This window comes from Pseudomonas sp. FP2254 (assembly GCF_030687695.1).
Classification (GTDB): Bacteria; Pseudomonadota; Gammaproteobacteria; order Pseudomonadales; family Pseudomonadaceae; genus Aquipseudomonas; species Aquipseudomonas quebecensis.
Genome location: NZ_CP117444.1, coordinates 597,362 through 623,140, shown reverse-complemented (window position 1 = coordinate 623,140; position 25,779 = coordinate 597,362). Strand labels below are relative to the sequence as shown.

The 25,779-nt window shown below is 61.4% G+C and carries 18 protein-coding genes; 5 read left to right on the top strand and 13 right to left on the bottom strand.

Features of this window, described 5'->3' with window-relative positions:
• Positions 1 to 366: 366 nt before the first annotated feature.
• Together PSH94_RS02630 and PSH94_RS02625 are read right to left on the bottom strand one after the other, a co-directional pair.
• Entirely contained in the window at positions 367 to 1,650 is a 1,284-nt protein-coding gene (locus tag PSH94_RS02630; RefSeq protein ID WP_305436360.1) for an FAD-binding oxidoreductase, read from the bottom strand.
• Positions 1,651 to 1,791: 141 nt separating this feature from the next.
• Positions 1,792 to 3,282, bottom strand: a complete 1,491-nt coding sequence (locus PSH94_RS02625) for an aldehyde dehydrogenase family protein (RefSeq protein WP_305436358.1) — start codon at positions 3,280 to 3,282, stop codon at positions 1,792 to 1,794.
• Positions 3,283 to 3,435: 153 nt separating this feature from the next.
• On the opposite strand from PSH94_RS02625, the gene PSH94_RS02620 reads away from it, so the two are divergent.
• The 3 genes from PSH94_RS02620 to nadE all read left to right on the top strand — a co-directional run bounded on the left by PSH94_RS02620 (position 3,436) and on the right by nadE (position 6,544).
• A complete protein-coding gene (locus PSH94_RS02620) occupies positions 3,436 to 4,326 on the top strand; it encodes a LysR family transcriptional regulator (RefSeq protein WP_181080448.1) in 891 nt (296 codons plus the stop codon).
• 172 nt (positions 4,327 to 4,498) lie between these two features.
• Positions 4,499 to 5,713, top strand: a complete 1,215-nt coding sequence (pncB, locus tag PSH94_RS02615; RefSeq protein WP_266245660.1) for a nicotinate phosphoribosyltransferase — start codon at positions 4,499 to 4,501, stop codon at positions 5,711 to 5,713.
• 3 nt (positions 5,714 to 5,716) lie between these two features.
• Positions 5,717 to 6,544 carry an ammonia-dependent NAD(+) synthetase gene (nadE, locus tag PSH94_RS02610; protein ID WP_181080450.1) on the top strand — a complete coding sequence of 276 codons (828 nt, stop codon included), beginning with the start codon at positions 5,717 to 5,719 and terminating at the stop codon, positions 6,542 to 6,544.
• 105 nt (positions 6,545 to 6,649) lie between these two features.
• Here the strand turns inward: nadE and azu are convergent, their stop codons facing one another.
• A complete protein-coding gene (gene azu / locus PSH94_RS02605) occupies positions 6,650 to 7,096 on the bottom strand; it encodes an azurin (RefSeq protein ID WP_181080451.1) in 447 nt (148 codons plus the stop codon).
• 333 nt (positions 7,097 to 7,429) lie between these two features.
• On the opposite strand from azu, the gene PSH94_RS02600 reads away from it, so the two are divergent.
• Positions 7,430 to 7,612, top strand: coding sequence for a hypothetical protein (locus PSH94_RS02600; RefSeq protein ID WP_181080452.1), 183 nt, complete (start codon positions 7,430 to 7,432; stop codon positions 7,610 to 7,612).
• A 45-nt stretch (positions 7,613 to 7,657) separates the two neighbouring features.
• Here PSH94_RS02600 and PSH94_RS02595 read toward each other — a convergent pair whose 3' ends face one another.
• The 6 genes from PSH94_RS02595 to PSH94_RS02570 form a co-directional block, all read right to left on the bottom strand.
• A complete protein-coding gene (locus tag PSH94_RS02595) occupies positions 7,658 to 8,548 on the bottom strand; it encodes a transglutaminase family protein (protein WP_305436355.1) in 891 nt (296 codons plus the stop codon).
• Entirely contained in the window at positions 8,548 to 11,034 is a 2,487-nt protein-coding gene (locus tag PSH94_RS02590; RefSeq protein ID WP_305436354.1) for a circularly permuted type 2 ATP-grasp protein, read from the bottom strand. Before PSH94_RS02590 ends, PSH94_RS02595 begins: the two co-directional genes overlap by 1 nt.
• Before the next feature lie 94 nt (positions 11,035 to 11,128).
• Complete coding sequence (locus PSH94_RS02585; RefSeq protein ID WP_305436352.1) at positions 11,129 to 14,419, bottom strand: DUF2126 domain-containing protein; 3,291 nt, start codon at positions 14,417 to 14,419, stop codon at positions 11,129 to 11,131.
• A 188-nt stretch (positions 14,420 to 14,607) separates the two neighbouring features.
• Complete coding sequence (locus PSH94_RS02580) at positions 14,608 to 15,057, bottom strand: hypothetical protein (protein WP_181080456.1); 450 nt, start codon at positions 15,055 to 15,057, stop codon at positions 14,608 to 14,610.
• Positions 15,054 to 15,986, bottom strand: coding sequence for an NAD synthetase (locus tag PSH94_RS02575; RefSeq protein WP_181080457.1), 933 nt, complete (start codon positions 15,984 to 15,986; stop codon positions 15,054 to 15,056). Before PSH94_RS02575 ends, PSH94_RS02580 begins: the two co-directional genes overlap by 4 nt.
• Before the next feature lie 207 nt (positions 15,987 to 16,193).
• A complete protein-coding gene (locus tag PSH94_RS02570) occupies positions 16,194 to 18,497 on the bottom strand; it encodes a YgiQ family radical SAM protein (protein ID WP_305436351.1) in 2,304 nt (767 codons plus the stop codon).
• A gap of 206 nt (positions 18,498 to 18,703) precedes the next feature.
• On the opposite strand from PSH94_RS02570, the gene PSH94_RS02565 reads away from it, so the two are divergent.
• Positions 18,704 to 22,636 (top strand): dermonecrotic toxin domain-containing protein, encoded by a 3,933-nt coding sequence (locus PSH94_RS02565; protein WP_305436349.1) that lies wholly within the window; start codon positions 18,704 to 18,706, stop codon positions 22,634 to 22,636.
• A 2-nt stretch (positions 22,637 to 22,638) separates the two neighbouring features.
• Here the strand turns inward: PSH94_RS02565 and dnaB are convergent, their stop codons facing one another.
• From dnaB to rpsR, 4 genes are all read right to left on the bottom strand, one after another.
• The gene (gene dnaB / locus PSH94_RS02560; RefSeq protein ID WP_034095616.1) at positions 22,639 to 24,036 is read right to left on the bottom strand and encodes a replicative DNA helicase; all 1,398 of its coding nucleotides are present in this window, start codon (positions 24,034 to 24,036) and stop codon (positions 22,639 to 22,641) included.
• A 110-nt stretch (positions 24,037 to 24,146) separates the two neighbouring features.
• The gene (gene rplI / locus PSH94_RS02555) at positions 24,147 to 24,593 is read right to left on the bottom strand and encodes a 50S ribosomal protein L9 (RefSeq protein WP_003171376.1); all 447 of its coding nucleotides are present in this window, start codon (positions 24,591 to 24,593) and stop codon (positions 24,147 to 24,149) included.
• An 18-nt stretch (positions 24,594 to 24,611) separates the two neighbouring features.
• Positions 24,612 to 25,505 (bottom strand): hypothetical protein, encoded by an 894-nt coding sequence (locus PSH94_RS02550; protein WP_181080460.1) that lies wholly within the window; start codon positions 25,503 to 25,505, stop codon positions 24,612 to 24,614.
• 36 nt (positions 25,506 to 25,541) lie between these two features.
• Complete coding sequence (gene rpsR, locus PSH94_RS02545) at positions 25,542 to 25,772, bottom strand: 30S ribosomal protein S18 (RefSeq protein WP_002551829.1); 231 nt, start codon at positions 25,770 to 25,772, stop codon at positions 25,542 to 25,544.
• Between the last annotated feature and the right edge of the window lie 7 nt (positions 25,773 to 25,779).

Below are 25,779 nucleotides of genomic sequence, written 5' to 3'. Positions count from 1 at the left end.
CTCCGATATTTTTGATTTTAGGCACGACAACTTGCATTCAAACTTTTCACCGAAAGCTCAGAGCAAGCCGCGTGCCATTACGTTTTTATTCTTCAAAAAGACACGGTGTCATTGTTATTGCAGGCGTTTCGTCTCCGCATGCCAGTACGTGCAACCCTCTGGCACGCCCAGGTGCAACCTAAAGCTGCAAAAGGTACAACCATTACCGGTCGCACCTGCAACCAGAGCGATAAACGCCACTTCCTACAGCGGTAACCGTAGGCGTAACGGAACTGCACATTTACAGTGCGCGTTTGCTACGACTTGCACCAATACAGATGAGTAGCCTGCTAAGAAAATGCGCGGCTTTGAGGGGCATTTCGCTGATCAGATAACGATCCTCAGGCATTGCCCCGCGTGATACAGCGAGAACCCGGCTTCATACAGGCAGCTGCGCAGGCCCACCGCCGCCAGTGGTTGCATCGGCGCAAACGGGATCGGCAGCGCCTGGGGATTCTGGTGACATAGATAGTCGGCAAACGCCTTACCCACCACACTGCCGGTGGTCACGCCCCGCCCGTTGTAGCCGGTAACCGCCACCACCCCCGGGGCCGGCTCGAACAAGCGCATCAAGTGGTCGGGAGTAAAGGCGATGCAGCCGGTCCAGGTATATTCCCACTGCACCGATTTGAGGTACGGAAAGTAGTGCTGCTGCACCCGGTCGGCCCACGCCTTGAGGAACCACGTCGGTTTCTGGTTGCCATTGCCCAGGCTGCCGAGCAGCAGCCGGCCATCGGCATCGCGGCGGATGCTGCTCAAGACTTGGCGGGTGTCCCAGGAGCCCTGTCCACCGGGCAGGATTTGCTCGGCGGCGGCGTCTGCCAACGGGGCCGACGCGACTTGGTAGTAATAACCAGGGAAGAAGTTTCGTCGCAGCGCGGTCCATTCGCCTTCGGTGTAGGCGTTGGAGGCGATAACCACTTGGGCGGCACGCACCGCACCGTCGGCGGTCTGGACCGACCAGTCCGAGCCTTGGCGCTCCAGCCGCGTCACAGGGGAATGATCGAACAGTTGCCCACCCAGCCCTGCCGCCGCATTTGCCAGGCCGGTGGTGTAGGCCATGGGGTTGAGCGTGCCCGCGCGCCGGTCCAGCAAGGCGGCAGCGATCTTTTTGGTTCCGGTGGCGTGCTCGCAGGCTTGGCCGGTGAGTAATTCGACAGGCGCGCCACGGCGCTTCCATTGTTCCTCACGGCTGCGCAAGTCCGCCTCGCCACGGGCGTTGTGCGCCATGTGCAACGTGCCTTCGCGACGCAATTGGCAATCGATGGCGTATTTGTCGATCAGGCTGAACACCAGCGCCGGCGCCGCGCCGAGCATGCGGTTGAGCTGGCTGCCCACCGCTTCGCCGAAACCGGCTTCAATCTCGTCCGGCGGGATCCACAAGCCGGCATTCACCAACCCGACATTGCGCCCGGAACCGCCATGCCCGCTGCGATGGGCTTCGAGCACGGCGACGCTTTTACCCTGTTCCAGCAAATGGATCGCCGCCGATAGGCCGGTGATCCCGGCGCCGATCACACACACATCCACCTTGACCTCGCCGTTGAGCGCGGCACGATCCGGCCGGCTGGGGGTAAGGTGTTCCCACAAACATGCTTCGCGTAGTGCCATTGCCAGACTCCGGGATGAACTCACAACCGATCGTTCCCACGCGGAGCGTGGGAATGTAGCCCAGGACGCTCCGCGTCCGCTTTCAGGTCGTGACGCGGAGCGTCACAGGATGCATTCCCACGCGGAGCGTGGGAACGATCATCAGTCGAAGGTGATGCCTTGCGCTAATGGCAGCTCCAGCGAGTAGTTCACGGTGTTGGTCTGGCGGCGCATGTACCCGCGCCACGCATCGGAACCGGATTCACGCCCGCCGCCGGTCTCTTTCTCGCCACCGAACGCACCGCCGATTTCCGCGCCGCTCGGGCCGATGTTGACGTTGGCGATGCCACAGTCGCTGCCCACCGCCGACATGAACTGCTCAGCCTCGCGCACATCGGTGGTGAAGATGCACGAGGACAGGCCTTGGGGCACGGCGTTGTTCAGGCGCAGGGCTTCGGCGAAGTCGGTGTAGCCGACCACATACAGGATCGGCGCGAAGGTTTCGGTGCACACCACGTCGCTCTGCTCGGGCATTTCCACGATGGCCGGCGATACGTAGTAGGCGTCGGGGAAGGTGTCTTCCAGCTGGCGCTTGCCGCCGAACACCTTGCCGCCTTCGCTCAAGGCTTGCTCTAGGGCGTCCTGCATGTTGTCGAAGCCGTGCTTGTCGATCAGCGGGCCGACCAGGTTGCCTTCCAGCGGGTGGCCGATGCGTACTTTCGAATACGCGGCCTTGAGACGGGTGACGATTTCGTCCTTGACCGACTCGTGGGCGATCAGCCGACGCAGGGTGGTGCATCGCTGACCAGCGGTGCCGACCGCGCTGAACAAGATGGCGCGCACGGCCATGTCCAGGTCGGCGCTCGGGCCGAGGATCATGGCGTTGTTGCCGCCCAATTCGAGGATGCTGCGGGCGAAACGCGCGGCGACTTTGGGCGCCACTTCGCGGCCCATGCGGGTGCTGCCGGTGGCGCTGATCAGAGCCACGCGCGGATCGTCCACCAACGCGGCGCCGGCATCGCGACCGCCGATGATCACCTGGCTCAGGTACTCGGGGGCATCGCTGAAGGTTTTCGCGACGCGCTCGAACAGCGCCTGGCAGGCCAGCGCGGTGAGCGGGGTCTTTTCCGACGGTTTCCAGATCACGGCATTGCCACACACCAGCGCCAGGGCGGTGTTCCAGGCCCACACTGCGACCGGAAAGTTGAACGCGCTGATCACGCCGACCACGCCCAGCGGGTGCCAGGTTTCACGCATATGATGGCCAGGGCGCTCAGAGGCGATGGTCAAGCCGTACAGCTGACGGGACAGGCCGACAGCGAAGTCGCAGATGTCGATCATTTCCTGCACTTCACCCAAGCCCTCCTGGGTGATCTTGCCGGCTTCCCAGGACACCAGCTCGCCCAGGTCGGCCTTGTACTGGCGCAGGACATCGCCGAACTGGCGCACCAACTCACCGCGACGCGGCGCCGGCACCTTGCGCCAGGCCTCGAATGCATGCTCGGCGCGACTGACCTGTTGCTCCACCTTGGCGGCGCCTTCCCAGTGCACGCTGCCGATACGGCTGCCATCGATCGGCGAGTGCACGGGGTGTTTACCCGACTGGTACAACGCCGGGTTCACCCCGAGACGATCAAGCAATGCGGCAACCATGGGTCACTCCTTCAATCTGTGTAGAAAAAAAAGCGCCGCGGCCCGCACGACGATCCAAGGCTTATTTGTAGCTGGCCCAAGACTTGCCAACAAACGACGATTAGGCGAGATATCATTCCGTTTATTCATGCCAGGAATAAAAAGAGGCACGCCGTGCTGAATAAAAGACATTTGCCCTCGATCACCGCCCTGCAGTGTTTCGAAGCGGCCACCCGTCACCTGAGTTTTACCCGCGCCGCGGAGGAGCTGAACCTCACCCAGAGCGCGGTGAGCAAGCAGGTGGCGCAATTGGAAGAGTTGCTGCAGCACCTGCTGTTCCGCCGCGTGCGGCGCCGCCTGCAGATGACGCCGGCGGGCGATTTGTACCTGGTGGAGGTGCGCAAGATCCTTACGCAGGTAGAGATGTCCACCCACTACCTGCGCTCCTACGGCGGTGAGACCGAAGTACTGCGCGTGTCCACGCCCTACACCTTCGGCGCGCGCTGGTTGGTGCCGCGCCTGAAGGGCTGGCGCCTGCGTCACCCGCAGATCCATCTGGACCTGTGCAACGAGCAGGAGCCGGACGAGCTGCTGCAAGGTAAGGCCGACATGGCGTTCTACTTCGGCCAGGGTGCGCGGCCGGGCACCGAGAGCCTGAAACTGTTCAGCGAAGAGCTGGTGCCGGTGTGCGCCCCGGAGAGCCTGCCGGCGCAGCCCTTCACCGATCCCACGCAGTTGAGCAACCTGGTGCTGCTGCAAAACGCTTCGCGCCCCCAGGGCTGGCACGACTGGTTTGCCGACCAGGGTTATCACACCGAGCACAGCTACCATGGCCCGCGTTTCGACACTTTCTATATGTGTATCCGCGCGGCGCAGGTGGGGTGCGGCGTGGCGTTATTGCCACGCTTTCTGGTGGAAGAAGAATTGGCCGACGGCAAGCTCGTGATCCCCTGGCAGCATGCGATGCCCAGCCAGGACGCGTATTACCTGGCCTACCCGGAGCACGCAGCCGAAGTGCCCAAGGTGCGCGAATTTGTGAAGTGGATGATGGAGCAGGTGATCTAGTGCCTGGAGTGGAATGCATTTCAAATGTGGGAGGGGGCTTGCCCCCGATGAGGCCAGTGGCCTCCCCGAAAAAATGTCTGGCAAAACCCCTCAGGTCTATGCGCCACTAGCCCCCTTTTAAATTCGTGAGTAAAGGTCGGCCCCCGCGCCGATCCATCTGGAGATTCCCGTTATGAGCGAGAGCGTGTTTGCCGATCGCATCGTGCAGAACCTGCTCGACACCGACTTCTACAAACTGACCATGATGCAGGCGGTGCTGCACAACTACCCCAACGTGGAAGTTGAATGGGAATTCCGTTGCCGTAACAGCGAAGACCTGCGGCCCTACCTGGCGGAGATCCGCTACCAGATCGAGCGCCTCGCCGAGCTGAGCCTGAGCCCGGACCAACTGGGGTTCCTGGAACGCATCAGCTTTATGAAGCCGGACTTTTTGCGCTTCCTCGGGCTGTTTCGCTTCAACCTGCGCTATGTGCAGACCGGTATCGAAAACGGCGAGCTGTTCATCCGCCTGCGCGGGCCCTGGTTGCATGTGATCCTGTTCGAAGTGCCGTTGCTGGCCATTGTCAGCGAAGTGCGCAACCGCTACCGCTACCAGACCGTAATCCTCGAACAGGCCCGCGAGCAGTTGTACCGCAAGTTCGATTGGCTGACGGCCAACGCCGGCAGCGATGAGCTGTCGGAGCTGCAAGTGGCCGACTTCGGCACGCGTCGGCGTTTCTCATACCGGGTGCAGGAAGAAGTGGTCAGTGTGCTCAAGCATGACTTCCCCGGGCGGTTCGTCGGCACCAGCAACGTGCACCTGGCCCGCGAGTTCGACATGAAACCCCTGGGCACCATGGCCCATGAATGGATCATGGCCCATCAGCAACTCGGCCCGCGCCTGATCGACAGCCAGATCGCCGCGCTCGATTGCTGGGTGCGCGAATACCGTGGCCTGTTGGGCATCGCCCTGACCGATTGCATCACCACCGATGCGTTCCTCGGCGACTTCGACCTGTACTTCGCCAAGCTCTTCGACGGCCTGCGCCACGACTCCGGCGACCCGGTGCAATGGGCGGAAAAAGCCATCGCGCATTATCACAAGCTGGGCATCGAGCCGATGAGCAAGACGCTGGTGTTCTCCGATAGCCTGTCGCTGCCCAAGGCCCTGGAGATCTTCCGCGCGCTGCGAGGCCGCATTAATGTGAGCTTCGGCATCGGCACCAACCTGACCTGTGACATTCCAGGGGTGGAGCCCATGAGCATTGTGCTTAAAATGACCGCCTGCAATGGCCAGCCCGTGGCGAAGATCTCCGATGAACCGGGCAAGACCCAATGCACCGACCCGAATTTTGTCGCCTATCTGCGTCACGTTTTCAAAGTACCTGCCCTATCCAACAAGGAGTGAAGCATGCAAGCCGTACAGCGTGAGATCGCGCAGCAGCTCAAGGTCCAAGCGCCATTCAACGACCAGGCCGCGCTTGAGGCCGAAGTAGCGCGGCGCGTGGCGTTTATTCAGGACTGCCTGCGCAATTCCGGGCTCAAGGCCCTGGTGTTAGGCATCAGCGGCGGCGTCGACTCCCTGACCGCCGGCCTGCTGGCCCAACGGGCGATGCAGGAGCTGCGCGCCAGCACCGGTGACCAGGCGTATCGCTTCATCGCCGTGCGCCTGCCTTACGAAACCCAGTTCGATGAAATCGATGCCCAGGCGTCGGTAGACTTTATCGAGCCGGACGAGCGTCACACCGTCAACATTGGCCCGGCGGTCAAAGCCCTGGCCAGTGAAGTGGCGGCGTTTGAAGGCAAGGCGGCGGTGTCCCGTGATTTCGTGCTGGGCAACACCAAGGCGCGCATGCGCATGGTGGCGCAATACACCATCGCCGGCGCGGCCGGCGGCCTGGTGATCGGTACCGACCATGCGGCGGAGGCGGTGATGGGCTTTTTTACCAAATTCGGGGATGGGGCGTGCGACCTGGCGCCGTTGAGCGGGTTGGTGAAAAACCAGGTACGTGCGATTGCGCGGCATTTTGGCGCGCCGGAATCCTTGGTTGAGAAGGTGCCGACCGCCGACCTGGAAGACTTGTCGCCGGGTAAGCCGGATGAGGCGTCACATGGTGTGACTTACGCTGAGATCGATGCATTCCTGCACGGCGAGCCGGTGCGGGAAGAGGCGTTCAGGATTATCTGCGAGACGTATCGCAAGACCGAGCACAAGCGGGTCATGCCGTTTGCGCCGTGAGGTGAACCAGGCAGAAAGTCATCGGGGGCAAGCCCCCTCCCACAGTTGACTGTATTCACAATCCAAGGTGGGAGGGGGCTTGCCCCCGATGAACGATTACGCGCCTTACTTGACGACCACAGTGCCTTTCATCATCGAGATGTGGCCTGGGAACGAGCAGAAGAACGCGTAATCGGTACCCGCTGCCAGTTTCGACACGTCGAAGGTCACGGAATCTTTCTCGCCGGCACCGATAATCTTGGTGTGGGCGATGATGCGGCTGTCGCCTTCTTTCAGGTAGTTTTTGTCGATACCGGCGGCCATGCCATCGGTAGCGACCGGCTGCATGTCAGCGGCGCTGGTGAGCACCCAGTTATGACCCATGACGTTCTTCGGCAGGCTGCCGGAATGAGTCAGCTCGACGGTGAATGTCTTGCAGCTCTTGTCGATCGTGATTTCCTTGGTGTTGAAGGACATCTGGTCAGTGGAGTCGACGGTGACCTTGCACTCTGCAGCCAGCAACTGGCCGCTGGCCAATGTCAGCAGGGAAACAGCAACGATTTTGGCAAACATGTGAATCTCCAAGGCAGGGTTAAAAACGCATGATGCGGCAAGGGTGCCTGAGACAGGCACGATTTCCTATGATCTGAATCAACAGATTGTATACAACTTTAGGCTATCAGACCTATCGACACAATCAACCGGCCAAAGTGCCGCAGGCTGCCTATGATCGGCTCCATCACCCATCTGGAGCCCGCGCCATGTACCTCAACCAATTGTTCAACGGCCTGCTGGCCGCTTACGCCTGCGGTAAGTGAAGGCCAAGCGCGCTGCTAAGCTGCTACCATGGCGACCCGAGGCAGCCGCGCGCCGCCCACCCTCACCTTCGACCCTAGAGGATTGCCCATGGCCAAACCTAATTACTCCTTCGCCAAACGTCAGAGAGACTTGGCCAAGGAACAGAAGAAAGAGGAAAAGCTGCAACGCAAGAAAGCCGCTGCCGATGAAGAGGCCGGCGCCCTCAACCCGGAAGTTGACGGTGAAGTAACGAGCGACGAAACCGAAACACCAAAAGATCCTGCCGAATAATTCCTTTGTGGTGAACAGGCCCGCCCCGTTCACCACAATCCACCATTACTCCAGCGGCATTACCGTCACCCGCACTTCCGGGTCATGGCTGCCTCCCCCCAGAATCACCCCACGCAACGGCGACACATCGGAAAAATCCCGGCCCCAGGCCAGGGTGATGTGCTCCAGTGCCGGCTGCACATTATTCGTCGGATCGAAATCCACCCAGCCTGACACCGGGCAATACACCGAGACCCACGCATGGGACGCATCGGCGCCGATCAGCCGTGCCTGGCCGGGTGGCGGCTGCGTGAGCAGATAACCGCTGATGTAACGCGCCGCCAGACCGCGCGAGCGCAGACACGCAAGCATCAAGTGGGCGAAGTCCTGGCATACGCCGCGACGGCGTTCCAGCACCTCCACCAGCGGTGTAGCGACCTGGGTGGCTTCGGCATCGAAGGTGAATTCTCTGAAGATCTTCTCCATCAACGCCTGCACGCCCAGCAGCAATGGCCGCCCCGGCACGAAACAGCTTTGCGAGAAGTCGACGAAGGTTTGCTTCAAATGCACATAGGGCGACTCGAAGCGATAGCGGCAGGCTTCGATCGCCTCGGGCGACATCGGCCGGCTGCTGTAGGTCAGGCTGTCGCGGGTCTGGTCCCACGCCGGCGACCGAGCGAAATCCGGCGCCGGCCGCGCCAGCACTTCCACGGTCAGCCCGGCATTGACCAGCAGTTCATCGTGGGGCCGCTCGAAGGCCAGGCGGGTGATGGGGTTGCCGAACACATCCAGCTCGTCGCGGCGTGCGGACGGCTGCGGGCTGATATCCAATTGTTGCGCGCTGCAGCGCTGCCACTCACACGCACGCGGCCACAGATGCGCCAACTGCTGGGCCAGGGACACCGGGCTGTCGTAGTGGTAATGGGTATCGTGGAAAATCTGGTAGCGCGCACTCATCACAGCGACACCGTTTGCTGGCTTACATCATCCACATGAGCGAAGTGGCGCAGCGCCAGGCGATCCGACACTTGCCCACTCTCCTCGGCCACCGCTTGCAGCAGGTCGGCCAGGCCATCCAACGCGGCGCGCACACCGGCCTCGCCGAACAGCGGGTTCTCCAGGCAACTCAGGTCGAAGCGCGTGAGACGCTCCACCAACGGTCCCAGACCGGTTTCCCGCGGCACGCCAAAGTCGTCGTTGAGCCGTCGCAACGTGCGACTCACCAGTTTGAGCTGGAACAACACCGCATGAGGGTTCTGCTCGTCCAGCAACAACAGGTCGAGCACCGGGATCAGTTGCGGCACCGCCAGGTAGCGCGAGCGGTAGGTGATGCTGCTGTTGCCCAATTCCAGCAACCATTCCAGCCCCGCTTGATCGAACACCGCCACGCCGCGCAGGAACGCCGCAAGGCTGCTGCTGAGAAACTGCAGACGCTCGATGCGCCGGCCCATCATCAAGAAACGCCAGCCTTCATCGCGGGTCATGTCGTCCAGGGCGAACCCGGACAGCGCCGCGAGGGACATCACCAGGCGGTTGAGAAAGTCCAGCAGCTCGCCGAAGTCCGCCGTCTCGCGCGCAAGCTCCAAGGCTTCGCGTTGCAGCTCCACCAGGGCCTGCCAGTTTTCCCGGGACAACTTGCCCCGCACCTGAGACGCCGCCCACTGCAAGCGTTGCAGGTTGGCGCGCAAGCTCGACGGCCAGTCGTCACCGAGCAACGCGGCCAGCAGGCGCTCGGGCAGCTCGCCCTCCTCCGGCAACAAGCGCAAGTTTTCGCCCAGCGCCACCGCCGCCTGCAACGCTAGCGGGTCGTCGCCGTCGACGTAGCGCGCCAACACGATCCGCAGCCAGCGCGCGCTGTCATCGCAGCGTTCGCAATAACGGCCAAACCAGAACAGGTTTTCCACTACCCGCGAGGGCAGATAGGGGTCGCGGCGCACCAGGTCATGGGCGCCGATGGGGCGTTGCGCGCGCCACTGTTCGCCGCCAGGTGTGCGCTCACCGAGGACCCAGGTGTCTTTGCTCGCGCCGCCGCGTTGCATCGACACCACCTCGGCATCGGCTTCGGCGGCCACACGCGTCAGCCCGCCGGGCAACACACGATAGCCGTCGTCGCTGGCCACGGCGTACACGCGCATGCCGATGGCACGGTGTTGCAGGTGATCCTCTTCGGTGTGCCACACCGGCGCCTGGGACAGTTGCGCCAGCTCCTGGGCCACGTACGCGTAAGGGCGCGCGCGCATGCGTTGGGTCAGGGCCTGGCGCTGCGCATCGTCCAGATCGCGGCCAAACACGGGGGTAAAACTCTGCGACGCAAATGCCGGTTTGATCAGCAGTTCCGGCAGTTTGTGCAAGGCTTCGGCAAGCACCGGCGCCTCGCCGCACCACCAGGTGGCGATGGACGGCAGGATCAGTTCTTCGCCAAACAGAAACTGGTTGATCTTCGGCAGAAAGCCCAGCAAACCCGGAGACTCCAGCACGCCGCTGCCCAGGGCATTGGCCACCAGCACATGGCCCTGGCGCACCGCGTCGAGCAGGCCCGGCACGCCCAGGGCCGAGTCGGTGCGCAGCTCCAACGGGTCGCAGAAGTCGTCGTCGAGGCGGCGCATGATCGCGTGCACCCGGCGCAGGCCGCTGAGGGTCTTGAGAAACACACGGCTGTCGCGCACGGTGAGATCGCCGCCTTCCACCAGCGGGTAACCGAGCTGGCGCGCGAGGTAGAGATGTTCGAAATAGCTCTCGTTGAAACGCCCAGGGGTAAGCAGCACAATCAGCGGTGTCTGATCATCGCCGGGGGCCTGACGCGCCAGGGTTTCCTGCAATGTGCGGAAGAAACCGGTGAGATGCTGCACCTGCAGATCGCGATACAAGTCCGGGAAGGCGCGAGACACGATGGTGCGGTTTTCCAGGGCGTAGCCTGCACCGGAGGGCGCCTGGGTACGGTCGGCGGTGACCCACCAGCGGCCATCCGGGGTGCGCGCCAGGTCTACCGCATACAGGTGCAAAAACGCGCCGTCGGGCGGCTGGATGCCCTGGCACGGCCATAGGAAGTTGTTATGCCCGAATACCAGTTCCGCCGGCAGCAGGCCTTCCTTGATCAAGCGCTGCGGGCCATACAGATCGGCCAGCACCGCGTTGAGCAAGCGCGCGCGCTGCGCGATACCGGCCGCCAGGTGCTGCCACTCGTCAAAGGCCAGCACATGGGGCAGCAGGTCCAATTCCCATGGGCGGTCGGCGCCTTTAGGGTCGGCGTAGACGTTGTAGGTCACGCCGTTTTCCTGGATCTGCCGGGTCAACAGCGCCTGACGCTGGGCCAGCTGCGCCGGGGTGCTGCGCTGCAGGTGATCGAGCAGGCGTCGCCAATGGGCACGCACTACGCCGCTGTCGTCCAGCAATTCGTGATAGGTGCCCGCGGTCAGCGGGTAACGGTCGAGCAAGTCGGACATGGAACGCTCGGCAGAGGCAAAGGGGCTCAGATTAACTCAGATTCATTGCAATCAACGGTGGGCGGGAGCTGGCCCTCCCACCTTTCAATCGCAGTCAGTCATTCTTATTGGCAAAGCGTCGTAGATCCAGGGTCATCGGTAATTCATCGTTGATCACGATGGTCGGTACGGGGAGCTTTCCGGGTGTATGGCCGAGCCGGAAAAACCGCGCCATGCGCCGGCTCTCCGCCTCGTTGGCATTCACCGGCAAGCTGTCGTAATTGCGCCCGCCCGGATGCGCAACATGGTACTGGCAGCCGCCCAGCGAGCGCTGCATCCAGGTGTCGAGCAGGTCGAACACCAGCGGCGCATGCACCGGGATGGTCGGTTGCAGGCAGTTGGCCGGTTGCCAGGCGCGATAACGCACACCCGCGACGAACTCACCGACACGACCAGTGGGTTGCAGCGGCACCGGGATGCCGTTGCAGGTCAGCAGATAACGTTGTGGCGGCAGACCGGTGAGCTTCACCTGCAGGCGCTCCAGGGACGAATCCACATACCGCACCGTGCCGCCCGCCGCGCCCTCTTCGCCCAGTACATGCCAGGGTTCCAGGGCCTGACGCAATTCCAACTCGATACCGCTGACGGCATAGTCGCCGACCTTGGGAAAACGAAACTCCAGGTGCGCGGCGAACCATTCGGCGCGCAACGGATACCCGGCGGCGTTGAGTTCGACGATCACGTCGGCAAAATCCTGCTCGATAAAGTGCGGCAACAGGAAGCGGTCATGCAGCTCGGTGCCCCAGCGCGCCAGTTTGGCCGGTGCGTAGGGTTCGCGCCAGAACCGCGCGACCAAGGCGCGCAACAGCAGTTGTTGGGTCAGACTCATGCGCGCGTGGGGCGGCATTTCAAAGGCACGCAGCTCCAACAGCCCCAGGCGGCCGGTGGCGCCATCGGGGGAATAGAGTTTGTCGATGCAGAATTCGGCGCGGTGGGTATTGCCCGTCACATCGATCAGCAGGTTGCGCAGCAGGCGGTCGACCCGCCACGGCGGGCATTCCTCACCGGGTTCCGGCATTTGCGCAAAGGCGATTTCCAACTCGTACAGCGCATCGTTGCGCGCTTCATCCACACGGGGCGCCTGGGACGTGGGGCCGATAAACAGCCCGGAAAACAGGTAGGACAGCGACGGGTGGTTATGCCAGTAACTGATCAGGCTGCGCAGCAGGTCCGGGCGGCGCAGAAACGGCGAATCCTTGGGCGTGGCGCCGCCAAGCACGAAGTGGTTACCGCCGCCGGTGCCGGTGTGGCGCCCGTCGATCATGAATTTCTCCGTGGTCAGTCGGGTTTGCCGTGCCTCTTCGTAGAGAAACTCGGTGCGTTCAACCAATTCGTCCCAGGTGGCGGACGGTTGCACGTTGACCTCGATCACGCCCGGGTCCGGCGTGACCCGCAAGTTGCTCAGCCGCGTATCGGCCGGTGGCTCATAGCCTTCCAGCAGCAGCGGGCAATGCAGCTCTTGCGCGGTTGCTTCAATGGCGGCGACCAGTTCCAGATAGTCTTCCACGCGCTCCAGCGGCGGCATGAACACGTACAGCCGCCCTTCGCGAGCCTCGGCGCACAGCGCGGTGCGGGTCAGCCAGTCGGCGGACTCGTCCACCTGCGGCACACGTTCGTCGCTGGGGGCCGGCTCGGCATGGTTGTGCAACTGCGCATTGCCCGGCAGCTGCGGCAGGTCCTGGTTCGGGTCGGTGGGGTGCACAAACGGATACTCCGCCGCCGTCACCCAGGGCTGCGACGCCAATGGCAGGCGGTAGCCCAGCGGTGAGTCCCCCGGCACCAGCCGGCAATGGGTGTCGCGCAGGTACCATCGCCCGCTCTGCCAGCGGTCGTTGGCCGCCGTGCGCGCCAGCGGCAGCACATGGCCGATGACTTTATCCAGGCCCTGGCTGAACACTTTGCGCAGGCGCTCGCGTTCAAGTTCGTCGCTGAGTCGCGGGTCTTTGGCCGTGACGTTCTGCGGCAACGCACCTTCGCGCCACAGGTAATAAAAATGATCCTCGAAGGCCGGGAACACGAAACGCGCCGGCAACTTGAGGCGCTCAGCGACGCTGGCCAGGAAGCGCCCAGCCAACTCGTCATTGGCGCCGTAGTCCTGCTGCTCGTCGGCGATCAGCGCGCGGTTGTGCCAGATCGGCACACCGTCGCGACGCCAGTAGCAATTGAGCGACCAACGCGGCAGTTGTTCGCCGGGGTACCACTTGCCCTGGCCGAAATGCACCAGGCCCTGGGGCGCGTAGTGCTGGCGCAGGCGCTGGAACAATTGGGCGGACAGGCGCCGCTTGTCCGGCCCCAGCGCGGCCGTATTCCACTCAGCGCCGTCGGGATCGTCGATGGACACGAAGGTCGGCTCGCCGCCCATGGTCAGGCGCACGTCGTGCTTGAGGAGGTCGCCGTCGATCTGCCGACCCAGCGCCTGGATTGCACGCCACTGCTCGTCGGTGTAAGGCTTGGTAACGCGCGGCGCCTCCCAAATCCGCTCCACCGACATTTCATGAGTGAATTCGCACGCGCAGGGCTCCACCAGCCCACTGATCGGTGCGGCAGAGGATGGATCCGGACTGCAGGCCAATGGGATATGCCCTTCACCGGCGAACAGACCGGAGGTGGCATCCAGGCCGATCCAGCCGGCACCGGGCAGGTACACCTCACACCAGGCGTGCAGGTCGGTGAAGTCCACATCGGTGCCGGACGGGCCATCCAGGGCCTTGACGTCGGCGGTGAGCTGGATCAGGTAACCGGACACAAACCGCGCCGCCAGCCCCAGGTTGCGCAGTAATTGCACCAGCAGCCAGGCCGAATCGCGGCACGAGCCCGAGGCGTTTTCCAGGGTGAATTCCGGCGTCTGCACACCGGGTTCCATGCGGATCAGGTAACCGATGTCCGCCGCCAGGCGCTGATTGAGGCCCACCAGAAAGTCCACCGCCGGCAGTGGCGTGCGGTCGATCCCGGCCAGGTAGGCGGCGAACCTGGGCGTCAGCGGCAGCGTCTCCAGGTACGGCGCCAGCTCACGCTGCTCGTCGGCGGCGTAGTCAAAGGGGATGTGTTCAGCGTAGGGCTCGAGGAAAAAGTCGAACGGGTTGAACACCGCCATCTCGGCCACCAGGTCAACTTCAATGCGCAGTTCAGCGGTTTTTTCCGGAAACACCAGCCGCGCCAGGTAATTGCCTTGGGGATCTTGTTGCCAATTGATGAAGTGTTGCTCGGGCAGCACTTTCAGCGCGTAGGACAAAATCCGCGTACGGCTGTGGGCCGCCGGACGCAAACGCACGATCTGCGGGCCGAGTTCGACAGCACGGTCGTAGCGGTAATGCGTAACGTGGTGCAACGCGACATGAATCGACACGGCGGCCTCCTGCGAGCCAGGGCATGGGCACAACGCGCGCAAGACTTATGCCAGGGCGGCGGTCATTGCGCTTTATCGTACGGCCCGGTGCAGTACAGCACCAAAACGGCGCCATCGTAGGGGGCAATGGTGCAAGCGTTGCACCTATTTGTGACGCGAGTACGCGAATGAAGGGCAAATCCAGCCAATCAACGGGCTTTTCGCTGCGCAACGACGGCTTGGCGCAGACGACGTATTTCGAGGAGTCTGTGGCGCATTTCGCGGTGGCGCTTGCTGTTGAGCAGTAGCAACCCCAGCAACGGAAACAGCACCGCCGAGCCGTATACCAGCATGTGAAGGTCGTATTGAATCATCGGCACGACGAACAACAGGCAGCACACCAGGTAGCCAGCCACCAGCCTGGTCGCCCAGGGATAGCCTCGAGCGATCATCACGTTGCCAAACACCAGCACCGCCACCAATACCAGGATCGCAGCCCCTGAATAGCTGGACTTGAGCGCGGGATCAACTCCGCGCAGGTACGTCACGCCCGCCATGGACACTGCGGCCGAGCCGGAAAAGATCGCCATGAACACGGTGCCAATGAATACGGGAAAATAACGCGCCAGGAAGCTGCCCATGTCGGGAAAGCCCTTCATTCCGTCAGATCCTCGTACAGGCCGATCGCAATGGTTTCGGCCGAGCCCACATGGCCGGTTCGATAGCTGCCCCAGATCCCCAACAGCCCACCCAAGGCATCCTTGATCTGAGTCAGGGTGGCATGGCGGATTTCCGTGGAGCTGTAACTTTTGGTCAGCTTGCCGGCACGCTGCTGCAATTTGATCAACTTGGGTGTCAGGCTCGGGTCTCTCAGGCTGAGCAACTCCTTGGTCAACTTCTTACGCTCCTGGCGCGTCAGGCCTTTGAGCAACTCGTACCAGCTCTTGCCCAGTGCGGCGGCTTTCTTGGCCTTGAGCAGCCTGAACGTAGTCAGGGCGCCGGTGCCGATGCCCACCAGCGAGGCGGCATCGAGGACCGGGGAAACGGCGCCATACCATTCGGCATCGTCCATACGGTCGTTGGCGTCAGGATCAAGCACTTCGTTGTACGTGCGCGCCACGCCAAACCCACACTGAGCACTACTGGCCAATGCCGCCGTGACGCCGATGCCCACCACAAACGCGCTGGCACCGGCGGTGAACGGTACAGCGACGCTGCCGCTGAACACCACAATCCAGCCAATCACCGCCGCGCCACAGGAAAGCCCCATATCGAACGCTTCCTTCTGGAGGCGACCTTCACGGGGGTCGGTCTTCACCTGCTCCACAAACTGGGCAGGTGAAATGTACTTCTGCGCTTCGCGCAAGATGATGCGCTTGGGCTTGATGCTGCAGATCGGCTTGAACTCGCGCAGGGTGACGACATTCAAGTCGGCGTCGATGTACACAACGCCAGCGCCGACGATGCCGGGGTCGGCATCAATGGCCGCGAACAGGCGTGGCAGGTTGATCTGGCTTTCGATGCGCTGGCGGGCCATGAACTGGGAGCGGTTGGAGTCCATGCCGATGCCGGCCAGGGGGTTGCCCATGAGGTGTTCTTCCTTGAAAGGTGGAGACTGGACTGACGCTATCGGGGGCAAGCCCCCTCCCACAATTGGAGCGTGAACGCGATCAAGTGTGGGAGGGGCTTGCCCCCGATAGCGATTTAATGAGCGCCACCTTACCAAACAGCCTCACCCCCGACCAGAAAGCAAAACGCCAGCACAAGGCTGGCGTTTTGCATTTTCAAACGACGATCAACGCGGCACCACCGGCTTGCGGGCTGGCTTGCCGCCCTTGCCCTTGGCCGCATCGCTACGTTCCTTAGCCGCCTGCTTGTTACGTGCCTGCGCCGCCGCCTTGGCTTGTTCGCGCTTGTCCCACGGGTTGCTGCCGTCGCTGCCACGGGGTGGCAGGCCGGTGTGCTGGGTGAGGATTTTGGTGGTGGTTTCCTTGGCGACCTTATGACTGCCGGCCGGCGTCGAGTTTTTGCGACGGGCACTCTGGTAGCTGTCGGTGCTCGGCTGGTGCAGCGGGATCAACTGGTCCTTGCCCGGCCCGATCAAGTCGGCGCGGCCCATGCGGGTCAGCGCTTCGCGCAGCATCGGCCAGCCTTTCGGGTCGTGGTAGCGCAGGAACGCCTTGTGCAGACGGCGCTGTTCCTCGCTCTTGACGATGGTCACCGCGTCGCTCTTGTAGGTGACCTTGCGCAGCGGGTTCTTGCCCGAGTGGTACATCGCGGTGGCAGTCGCCATCGGCGACGGGTAGAACGCCTGCACCTGGTCGGCACGGAAGCCATTACCCTTGAGCCACAGGGCCAGGTTCATCATGTCTTCATCGGTAGTGCCAGGGTGGGCGGCGATGAAGTACGGGATCAGGTACTGCTCCTTACCCGCTTCCTTGGTGTACTTCTCGAACATGCGCTTGAACTTGTCATAGCTGCCGATGCCCGGTTTCATCATCTGGTTGAGCGGACCTTCCTCGGTGTGTTCCGGGGCGATCTTGAGGTAACCACCGACGTGGTGGGTGACCAGCTCTTTCACGTATTCCGGCGATTCCACGGCGAGGTCGTAGCGCAGGCCGGACGCGATCAGGATCTTCTTCACACCCGGCAACGCACGGGCACTGCGATACAGTTGGATCAACGACGAGTGGTCGGTGTTCAGGTTCGGGCAGATGCCGGGGAACACGCACGATGGCTTGCGGCAGGCGGATTCGATTTCCGGGCTCTTGCAGGCGATGCGGTACATGTTCGCGGTCGGGCCGCCGAGGTCGGAGATCACCCCGGTGAAGCCTGGGACTTTGTCGCGGATTTCTTCGATTTCGCGAATGATCGACTCTTCGGAACGGTTCTGGATGATGCGACCTTCGTGCTCGGTGATCGAGCAGAAGGTGCAGCCACCGAAGCAGCCACGCATGATGTTCACCGAGAAGCGGATCATGTCGTAGGCCGGGATCTTCTCCTTACCGTACGCCGGGTGCGGGACGCGTGCGTAAGGCATGCCGAACACGTAGTCCATTTCTTCGGTGGTCATCGGGATGGGCGGTGGGTTGAACCACACGTCCACTTCGCCATGCTTCTGCACCAGGGCGCGGGCGTTGCCTGGGTTGGTTTCCAGGTGCAGCACGCGGTTGGCGTGGGCGTAGAGCACCGCGTCGTTGCGCACTTTTTCCACCGACGGCAGGCGGATCACGGTCTTGTCGCGGGTCATCTTCGGGCTGGCCAGGATCTGCACGACCTTGGCTTCGCTCGGGTCTTCGACCGCGCCTTTTTCCTGCTCGATGGCGCAGGCCTGGGTGTCCTGGGTGTTCACGTACGGGTTGATGATCTTGTCGATCTTGCCCGGACGGTCGATGCGGGTGGAGTCCACTTCGTACCAGCCCACCGGCGTGTCGCGGCGGATGAACGCGGTGCCGCGCACATCGGTGATGTCTTCGATCTTGTGGCCCCACGACAGGCGCTGGGCGACTTCGACGATGGCCCGCTCGGCGTTGCCGTACAACAGGATATCGGCGGTGGCGTCGATCAGGATCGAGTTGCGCACGCGATCCTGCCAGTAATCGTAATGGGCGATGCGGCGCAGGGAGGCTTCGATGCCGCCGAGTACGATCGGCACGTTCTTGTAGGCTTCCTTGCAGCGCTGGCTGTACACCAGGCTGGCGCGGTCCGGGCGTTTGCCGGCCATGCCGCCGGGCGTATAGGCGTCGTCGGAACGGATTTTCTTGTCGGCGGTGTAGCGGTTGATCATCGAGTCCATGTTGCCGGCCGCGACACCGAAAAACAGGTTCGGCTCGCCGAGCTTCATGAAGTCGTCTTTGGACTGCCAGTTCGGCTGCGCAATGATCCCGACGCGAAAGCCCTGGGACTCCAGCAGCCGGCCGATGATCGCCATGCCGAACGACGGATGGTCAACGTAGGCATCACCGGTGACGATGATGATGTCGCACGAATCCCAGCCAAGCTGATCCATCTCCTCCCTGCTCATGGGCAGGAATGGCGCAGGACCGAAACATTCGGCCCAGTACTTGGGATAGTCAAATAACGGCTTGGCTGTTTGCATGACGGTGACCGGTGTTGAGATGAAAAATCGCGGGCGCGGAATATAGCACAAAATTTGACCAATTCCGACGACAGTGGTCGGCTTTTAAGTCCGGCCGTTTAGGATTCATTTTTGTCCCGGCGACGGGGGCTATTCCACTGACGACGATTCGAAAAGTTAATGGGTAGCCTGAGGCAGATCAACCACTGCCCTCCAGGGTCGGATCTATGCACACCCTCTCGCCTCACCATGAATTCATCACATCTGAACTGCCCGCCTGGCTTCATCAGGCGCCGCCCGAAGTGCGCGCCGATTTTCGCGACAGCCTGCTCGGCAGCAACCAGGCCCGACATGACCTGCAGGCGCTTTTCAATACGCTGCAAAGCCCGGCGGCATTTGCCGCCCCCCTGCTGCGTGAAGCGCTGAAGACATGGTTCTTCGGCATGCTGAGGGACGAAAACGCGCTGTTGGTGCGGGAATGGAAGCATCACCACCTGTTAGGCCTGATCAGAAACCACGAGAAAACCACCCGCCAAACACTGCTGGAAGCGGCCCTGCAAAACTTCGAAGCCGAGGAAGCCGCAGAGGACGGCATGGAAAAAGGCACCGGGCTTTACAACATCAACGATAAAGTCGAAACGCTTTCGCCTGCATCTCCCGCCACATTCGCCACTATGTGCCGCAGCCTCGACCTTGGGGCGCACTATCTCAAGCACATCAAAGATGTACTTGAGCCAACGGCCAACACCACGCGCACCGCCGCCCAAGTCCTCGCACTGTTCGATGCCTGTGAACGGCACGCCTTCGGCGTCGCCTTGCACATCGCCTACATGCAGCGGCAATTCACTCCCCGACAATATCTGCAACTGCACAGCCTCCAGCGCACGGGCAATCACATGGACATTACGTGTGGCCACCTGACCCTCAATGGTGTTGTATTGCCCAATGTGCTGATCATTGAGGCATCGGCGATCTGTCTTCCGTTTATCCTCTACACTCCCCATGACCCCCTGGCGATCTTTCGCCAACATGCCACCCAGGAAGACCTGCAGCACAGTCTCGCCGAGCGCCTGGAAGACAATACTTATCGGGTTTTCTTCAACCGCCTCGTGCCCTTGCAACACCAGCAAACCCTGCTCGGCGTAACCCCTGCTTCGGTCACGGCCGGCAGGCAGCAGCGTGCCAGCCTGCAACAGCGGGTCAGCCTGACACCGATCCGCACACGCCTGTTCCTGTGCATGGCCAAGCGACGCATCGCGCAAATCAAGGGTGACGCCCGCATCCTGGCGGTCCCCACGGCCGACGCCGACCTGATGAGCCGGCAGAAACGCCTGCAGGGCTATATAGACTTGGGCAAATCACTGCTGTTCTTTGCCGCGTCGTTCATTCCGATTGTGGGTGAGGTGATGTTGGTGGTGGCGGCCGGTGAACTGATTCATACCGTCTATAACGGGTTCGCCGCCTGGAGCCGGGGTGACAGCGACGAAGCCTTGAACGACTTTCTCGATGTAGCCGACAACATCGCCCTGGCGGCAGCCACCGCCGGTGCGATCAAAACCGCCGGCGTTGCCACCCGCCTGGTGAAAGTGCAAGTGCGCAACCAGGGCTGGCGGCTGTGGCACAGCGACATTGCCCCCTACCGTCACACAACGGCGCTGCCGGACAGCCTGGTGCCGGATCCCCAAGGTATGTACCAGCACGAGCAGCAACACTTTGTGAAGCTGGATGACCAGGCGTATGCCGTGGAACGCACCCCTGACGCCAAGCACTGGCAATTGTCGCACCCCAACGACCCTCAAGCGTATTCACCGCCCTTGTTGAGTAATGGTGTGGGCAACTGGCGCACCGCGCATGAATCACCGCACGACTGGAACGATCTCAAACTGATCAAGCGTATGGGCCCCGATGCCGCCAACCTCACACAGCCGGTCGTGGAACCTATTTTGCTGCTCAGCGGTGCCGATACCGGCGCACTGCGCCAGAGCCATCTGGACAACGTACGGCCGCCGCCCTTGCTGCGTGACACCGTCAAGCACTTCAATCTGGAACAAGAAATCAACGACTTCGACATTGACCGTGCAGAAGGCAAAAGCGTCACGCCGTACTCGCCCTTCATACAGTTTCATCTGGCGTGCGGACTGCCGGAGTGGCCCTCCAACTATGCGCTGAAGGTCGTTGACGAACAGCAGAGCGTTTTACTCAGTCACGGCACAGGCCCCAACGAAATCAAGGTACCCGCCTCGCGCTTCAGAAAGGGAGAGCTGTTGCATGTGCTGGAACAGCAAATGCCGCAGACACACTTCAATAAACTCATGCCGAAACTCTATATCGACTACCTCAGCAAAACAGAAAACCTGGCCATGCATCTTCAGGAGCAGGTGCCGCAGCAAAAGCAGCGGCTATTTTCCCTACTCATCCAATCGGGTGAAAAACCACTCACTCCGGTTGAGGAGGACATACACGCAGTCATGCCTGAGCTGACGAAAAGCCATCTCGAAGAGATCGGGGCTACGCTCAATCATGACGAGCAGCAAAGCCTGCACCAGAACCAGCGCCTGCCGCCGGAACAACAGTGGGAGGCCGAGCAATACCTCAAGTCGATACGCACAGCCAATGTGCAAAAAGGCATTTACCTCGACTCGATGCAAACCCCTGAAAGCGTACCGCTGATCCTCCATGCCCTTGAGCAGACGCCGGGTTGGCCGGGATCGCGAAAAATCGAGGTATACGATGCCAGTAACAGCGGGCCGTTGCTGGGCAGCATCGGCAGTGGCGAGGGCAGCGCACGACACATCCTGATCCGCCAGGGCGAACAGTACGCGGTTCAAAACAGCCAGGGCACGCAACTGCAACCACCTGACACTCTCTTCAGCGCCCTGGAACACACGCTGTCCAAGGCTGAACTTGAAACGCTTCTGAGCCAGTCCGGGGCCGGTAGCCTGAAGCAGGCGATCCGCAAAAACAGCCTGACGTTGACGGCCAGGCAAACGTCTCACTACGCCAGGCTTTCAAGCCAGGCGATGGCCGACGCCCCAAGACGACCACTGAACCCGCAGTTCGCCGAAACGGCTCCGCCGGCGGGCATGACCGTGCGTACCGACGGTATCTACCAAACGCCTGCCCGTGCGGATGGCAGCCATGACCATTACATCCTGGAGAGCGAAAAATACTACCGCGTCAAACCCGGCGGCGACGGCTGGCAACTGGTCGATGCCCGCAGCCCATTCAGAGGCTACAAACCCTATGTACACAGAACCCCTGACGGCACTTGGGCGATCAATCCAGCCAAGGGCGGACTGCCGGGTGGCATGCAAAACTCGCAGGTCCCTTTGCTTATCAAAATGGAATCCAGTGACGGGTTTGAGTCGGCACACTCATCCAGCGACTACGAGTCGGCCGAGGAAGGCACAGTGACGACGCGCTTCACACAACAGGAACTGCGGCAGATGCGTTCCGATGGCAGCTATCAACACAGTCAGAATTATCGACGCATTTACGATCGGGCGAACAATGGCAGGTACCCGCTGCGTAACCTCTTTGGCCAGCCGATGCGCATCCGAAGCCTGCAAACCCGCAGCAAGTCGCTCACGTCAAATGCAACATTTTCGAGCGACCTGATAAAGCCCTATATTCGATGGGAAGGCTACGAACAGGTAGCACGGCTTTATGAAGATAAACTTGAAGTAACGCCCTTTACTGCCGCACATCAGAAGGCTCCTGAGGAGTCGGTGATGATCGGCGAATCCACCGTGATCACCAGGAAACCCATCAAAAAAGGCGAGACGCTCGGCGTTTATGGCGGGGAGCAAGTACCACACCGCGTAGCGGCTTATCGAAGGGATCCCTATTGTTTGGATATTCGGGCACCCACCTCGCCCGCCGCGGCCGATATACCGAACCTGTCGGGGGATAACGTGCTTTCGAGGATCAACACGATTTTCGAGTACGAGGCGGGTCAACCGATCAGACAAGCTGCGACGGGATACAACGTTGAAGTTGCACGGTTTACCGTAGAGACCCAAGTCGGCGACAAGCCGCGGCAGGAGTTCGCATTGTCGGCATTTTTTGCCAGCGAGGATATTCCAGCCACCACTGAGTTGCGCTGGAACTACCAATACAACGAAGCCACGATCAACGCACTGTTCGGCCCGCTGCCCTGAGATTACTCGTCGTCGTCGAAGTTGTAACTGCCCGGCGCAAGGTTTTCGAAGCGTGTGTATTTACCGATGAACGCCAGGCGAATGAAACCGATCGGGCCGTTACGCTGCTTGCCGATGATGATTTCGGCGATGCCTTTGTGTTCAGTCTCGGGGTGATACACCTCGTCGCGGTACACGAACATGATCACGTCGGCGTCCTGCTCGATCGCTCCGGATTCCCGCAAGTCGGAGTTCACCGGACGTTTGTTGGGGCGCTGTTCCAGGGAACGGTTGAGCTGGGACAGGGCCACGACAGGGCAGTTGAATTCCTTGGCCAGGGCTTTCAAGGAACGGGAGATCTCGGAAATTTCGTTGGTGCGGTTATCGCCGCTGGACCCTGGAATCTGCATCAACTGCAGGTAGTCGATCATGATCAGCGCGATATCGCCATGCTCGCGGACCAAGCGTCGGGTACGCGCCCGCATCTCGGAAGGGCTGATGCCCGCCGTGTCATCGATAAACAGCTTGCGGTCGTTGAGCAGGTTGACCGCCGAGGTCAGGCGCGGCCAGTCGTCGTCTTCCAATTGGCCGGAACGTACCTTGGTCTGGTCGATGCGGCCCAGGGACGAGAGCATACGCATGATCAGCGATTCGCCTGGCATCTCAAGGGAGTACACCAGCACCGTTTTATCGCTGCGCAACACGGCGTTTTCCACCAGGTTCATCGCAAAGGTGGTCTTACCCATCGAAGGACGGCCGGCCACGATGATCAAGTCGGCCGGTTGCAGGCCGCTGGTTTTCTCGTCAAGGTCGGTGTAGCCGGTGGAAATACCGGTGATGGCCGCATCGGTGTTGAACAAGGTGTCGATCCGGTCGATGGCCTTGGTCAACAGCTCGTTGACGCCTACCGGGCCGCCGGTTTTCGGCCGGGCTTCGGCGATCTGGAAGATCTGGCGCTCGGCCTCATCGAGAATTTCTTCGGCGGTGCGGCCTTCGGGGTTGAAGGCGCTGTCGGCAATTTCGGTGCTGATGCCGATCAACTGACGCAGCGTGGCGCGCTGGCGAACGATCTGCGCATAGGCCTTGATGTTGGCGACCGACGGCGTGTTCTTGGCCAACTCGCCCAGGTAACCGAGGCCGCCGACCTGGGAGGTCTGGCCTTCCTTGTCCAATTGCTCGGCCAGGGTCACCACGTCGATCGGTGAGTTCTGGTCGGCCAGCTTGGCGATGGCGCGGAAGATCAGGCGGTGGTCATGACGATAGAAATCACCGTCCGAGACTTGATCCAGTACGCGTTCCCAGGCGTTGTTATCCAGCATCAAGCCACCGAGCACGGCCTGTTCGGCCTCGATGGAATGCGGCGGCACCTTCAGGGCAGCGGTTTGCAGATCGTATTGCTCAGGAGCGGAAATATCGTTCATGGCCACTTGGAATTCGGGGTGTGTAGAAAAACAAAAGGCACGACCTGTAAACAGGATCGTGCCCGATGTTAACCGCCTGGCACGCGAGGTGCCAGCCGATTAGGTGCTGCTTAAGCTGCTACCACGACAACGCGTACGGTGGCTTCAACTTCGGCGTGCAGGTGCACGGCTACGTCGAATTCGCCTACGTTGCGGATGGTGCCGTTCGGCAGACGAACTTCGCTCTTCTGCACTTCAACGCCGGAGGCGGTCAGTGCATCAGCGATGTCGTGGGTGCCGATCGAACCGAACAGCTTGCCTTCGTCACCGGCGGTGGCAGTGATGGTCACTTCCAGCTCAGCCAGTTGGGCAGCGCGAGTTTCGGCCGAAGCTTTTTTGTCTGCTGCGGCTTTTTCCAGCTCAGCGCGACGCTCTTCAAACGCAGCCAGGTTGGCAGCGGTTGCAGCGGTGGCTTTGCCGTATGGCAGCAGGTAGTTACGACCGTAGCCGGCCTTAACGTTCACTTTGTCGCCCAGGTTGCCCAGGTTGGCGACTTTTTCCAGAAGGATCAGTTGCATGTGAAAATCCTCTAACTTTTAACCTTCACCGTTCGCGTTATCGGCGTCTTTCGGCGCCAGACGACCGCGAAAATCAATCAGGCCGTCGACAATGGCCAGGACCACGAGTAACGGATAAATCAGCTGCATGAACAGCAACAGCGTGACGTACAACCCCACCAGCCAAAACTTGGCCAGGCGCTTCTGCGCGGCGAGCCCATGAATCAGGGCCAGCCCGGCAAACACCAGCGGTACACTGCAAATCGGCGCCAGCAGGGCCATCTGTGGACCGAAGTTCGGTCCGACAACCATGCACGCCAGCAGCAACATCGCCGGTCCCGCGGGGATTCTGATACTGCGAAACTCGCGACCAAAACCACCCGGGTTGTACAACAACGCCTGCCAATAACGCCCAAGAATCAGGCTCAGCACGCTGACGACCTGCAACAGTGCCGCAATCAGGCCGGTCAGGACGGGGGCAATCAGTGACGCGAACCGCGCTCGCTCTTCTACCGACAATTGCTGGTAGAGATCCCCGAGGGCCAGCGGCAGGATCTTGACGATCTCCTGCGCCAGCGCCTCGATTTGCGGGCGGAAAGCCGCGCCAAGCATCACTGAGTACACCAACCCCACTGCCACGCTGACCAGCAGCGTACGGACCCAGGACTCACTTGCGCGCAAAACCAACGCAAGGCTCGATGACCCCAGCAGCACCAGAAGTACTCGTGGATCACCCATTTGCAGCCACCAGATCAAGGCCGGCAACAAACCCAGGGCAAGAACGCCGAGGGCGTCCTTCAAACCGCGCCGCAGGAGCACAAGGCAACCCGCGGCAGCACCCAACCAATAAAGCAACGGCAATGCCGCACAGCCAGCCACTACCAGAGTGGCCTGCATACGACCGCGCATGATGAACTCAGCTAAGGCGCGCATGCATTAAATCCCTTACTACTTGTCGACTGCCCGGTCTCAGCGGCCGTGGCTGTCGGTGTAGGCCAGCAGGGCCAGGAAGCGGGCGCGCTTGATAGCGGTGGCCAGCTGACGCTGATAACGTGCTTTGGTACCGGTGATACGGCTTGGAACGATTTTGCCGGTCTCGGATACGTAGGCTTTCAGAGTGTTGAGATCTTTGTAATCGATCTCTTTCACGTCTTCAGCGGTGAAGCGGCAGAATTTACGACGACGGAAGAAACGTGCCATTTGATAG

Bases quoted from the DNA above. Each gene is read 5' to 3' on its own strand.
- PSH94_RS02630 (WP_305436360.1), bottom strand. From the start codon at position 1,650: ATGGCACTACGCGAAGCATGTTTGTGGGAACACCTTACCCCCAGCCGG.
- PSH94_RS02625 (WP_305436358.1), bottom strand. From the start codon at position 3,282: ATGGTTGCCGCATTGCTTGATCGTCTCGGGGTGAACCCGGCGTTGTAC.
- pncB (WP_266245660.1), top strand. From the start codon at position 4,499: ATGAGCGAGAGCGTGTTTGCCGATCGCATCGTGCAGAACCTGCTCGAC.
- nadE (WP_181080450.1), top strand. From the start codon at position 5,717: ATGCAAGCCGTACAGCGTGAGATCGCGCAGCAGCTCAAGGTCCAAGCG.
- azu (WP_181080451.1), bottom strand. From the start codon at position 7,096: ATGTTTGCCAAAATCGTTGCTGTTTCCCTGCTGACATTGGCCAGCGGC.
- PSH94_RS02600 (WP_181080452.1), top strand. From the start codon at position 7,430: ATGGCCAAACCTAATTACTCCTTCGCCAAACGTCAGAGAGACTTGGCC.
- PSH94_RS02595 (WP_305436355.1), bottom strand. From the start codon at position 8,548: ATGAGTGCGCGCTACCAGATTTTCCACGATACCCATTACCACTACGAC.
- PSH94_RS02590 (WP_305436354.1), bottom strand. From the start codon at position 11,034: ATGTCCGACTTGCTCGACCGTTACCCGCTGACCGCGGGCACCTATCAC.
- PSH94_RS02580 (WP_181080456.1), bottom strand. From the start codon at position 15,057: ATGAAGGGCTTTCCCGACATGGGCAGCTTCCTGGCGCGTTATTTTCCC.
- PSH94_RS02575 (WP_181080457.1), bottom strand. From the start codon at position 15,986: ATGGGCAACCCCCTGGCCGGCATCGGCATGGACTCCAACCGCTCCCAG.
- PSH94_RS02570 (WP_305436351.1), bottom strand. From the start codon at position 18,497: ATGCAAACAGCCAAGCCGTTATTTGACTATCCCAAGTACTGGGCCGAA.
- PSH94_RS02565 (WP_305436349.1), top strand. From the start codon at position 18,704: ATGCACACCCTCTCGCCTCACCATGAATTCATCACATCTGAACTGCCC.
- dnaB (WP_034095616.1), bottom strand. From the start codon at position 24,036: ATGAACGATATTTCCGCTCCTGAGCAATACGATCTGCAAACCGCTGCC.
- rplI (WP_003171376.1), bottom strand. From the start codon at position 24,593: ATGCAACTGATCCTTCTGGAAAAAGTCGCCAACCTGGGCAACCTGGGC.
- PSH94_RS02550 (WP_181080460.1), bottom strand. From the start codon at position 25,505: ATGCGCGCCTTAGCTGAGTTCATCATGCGCGGTCGTATGCAGGCCACT.
- rpsR (WP_002551829.1), bottom strand. From the start codon at position 25,772: ATGGCACGTTTCTTCCGTCGTCGTAAATTCTGCCGCTTCACCGCTGAA.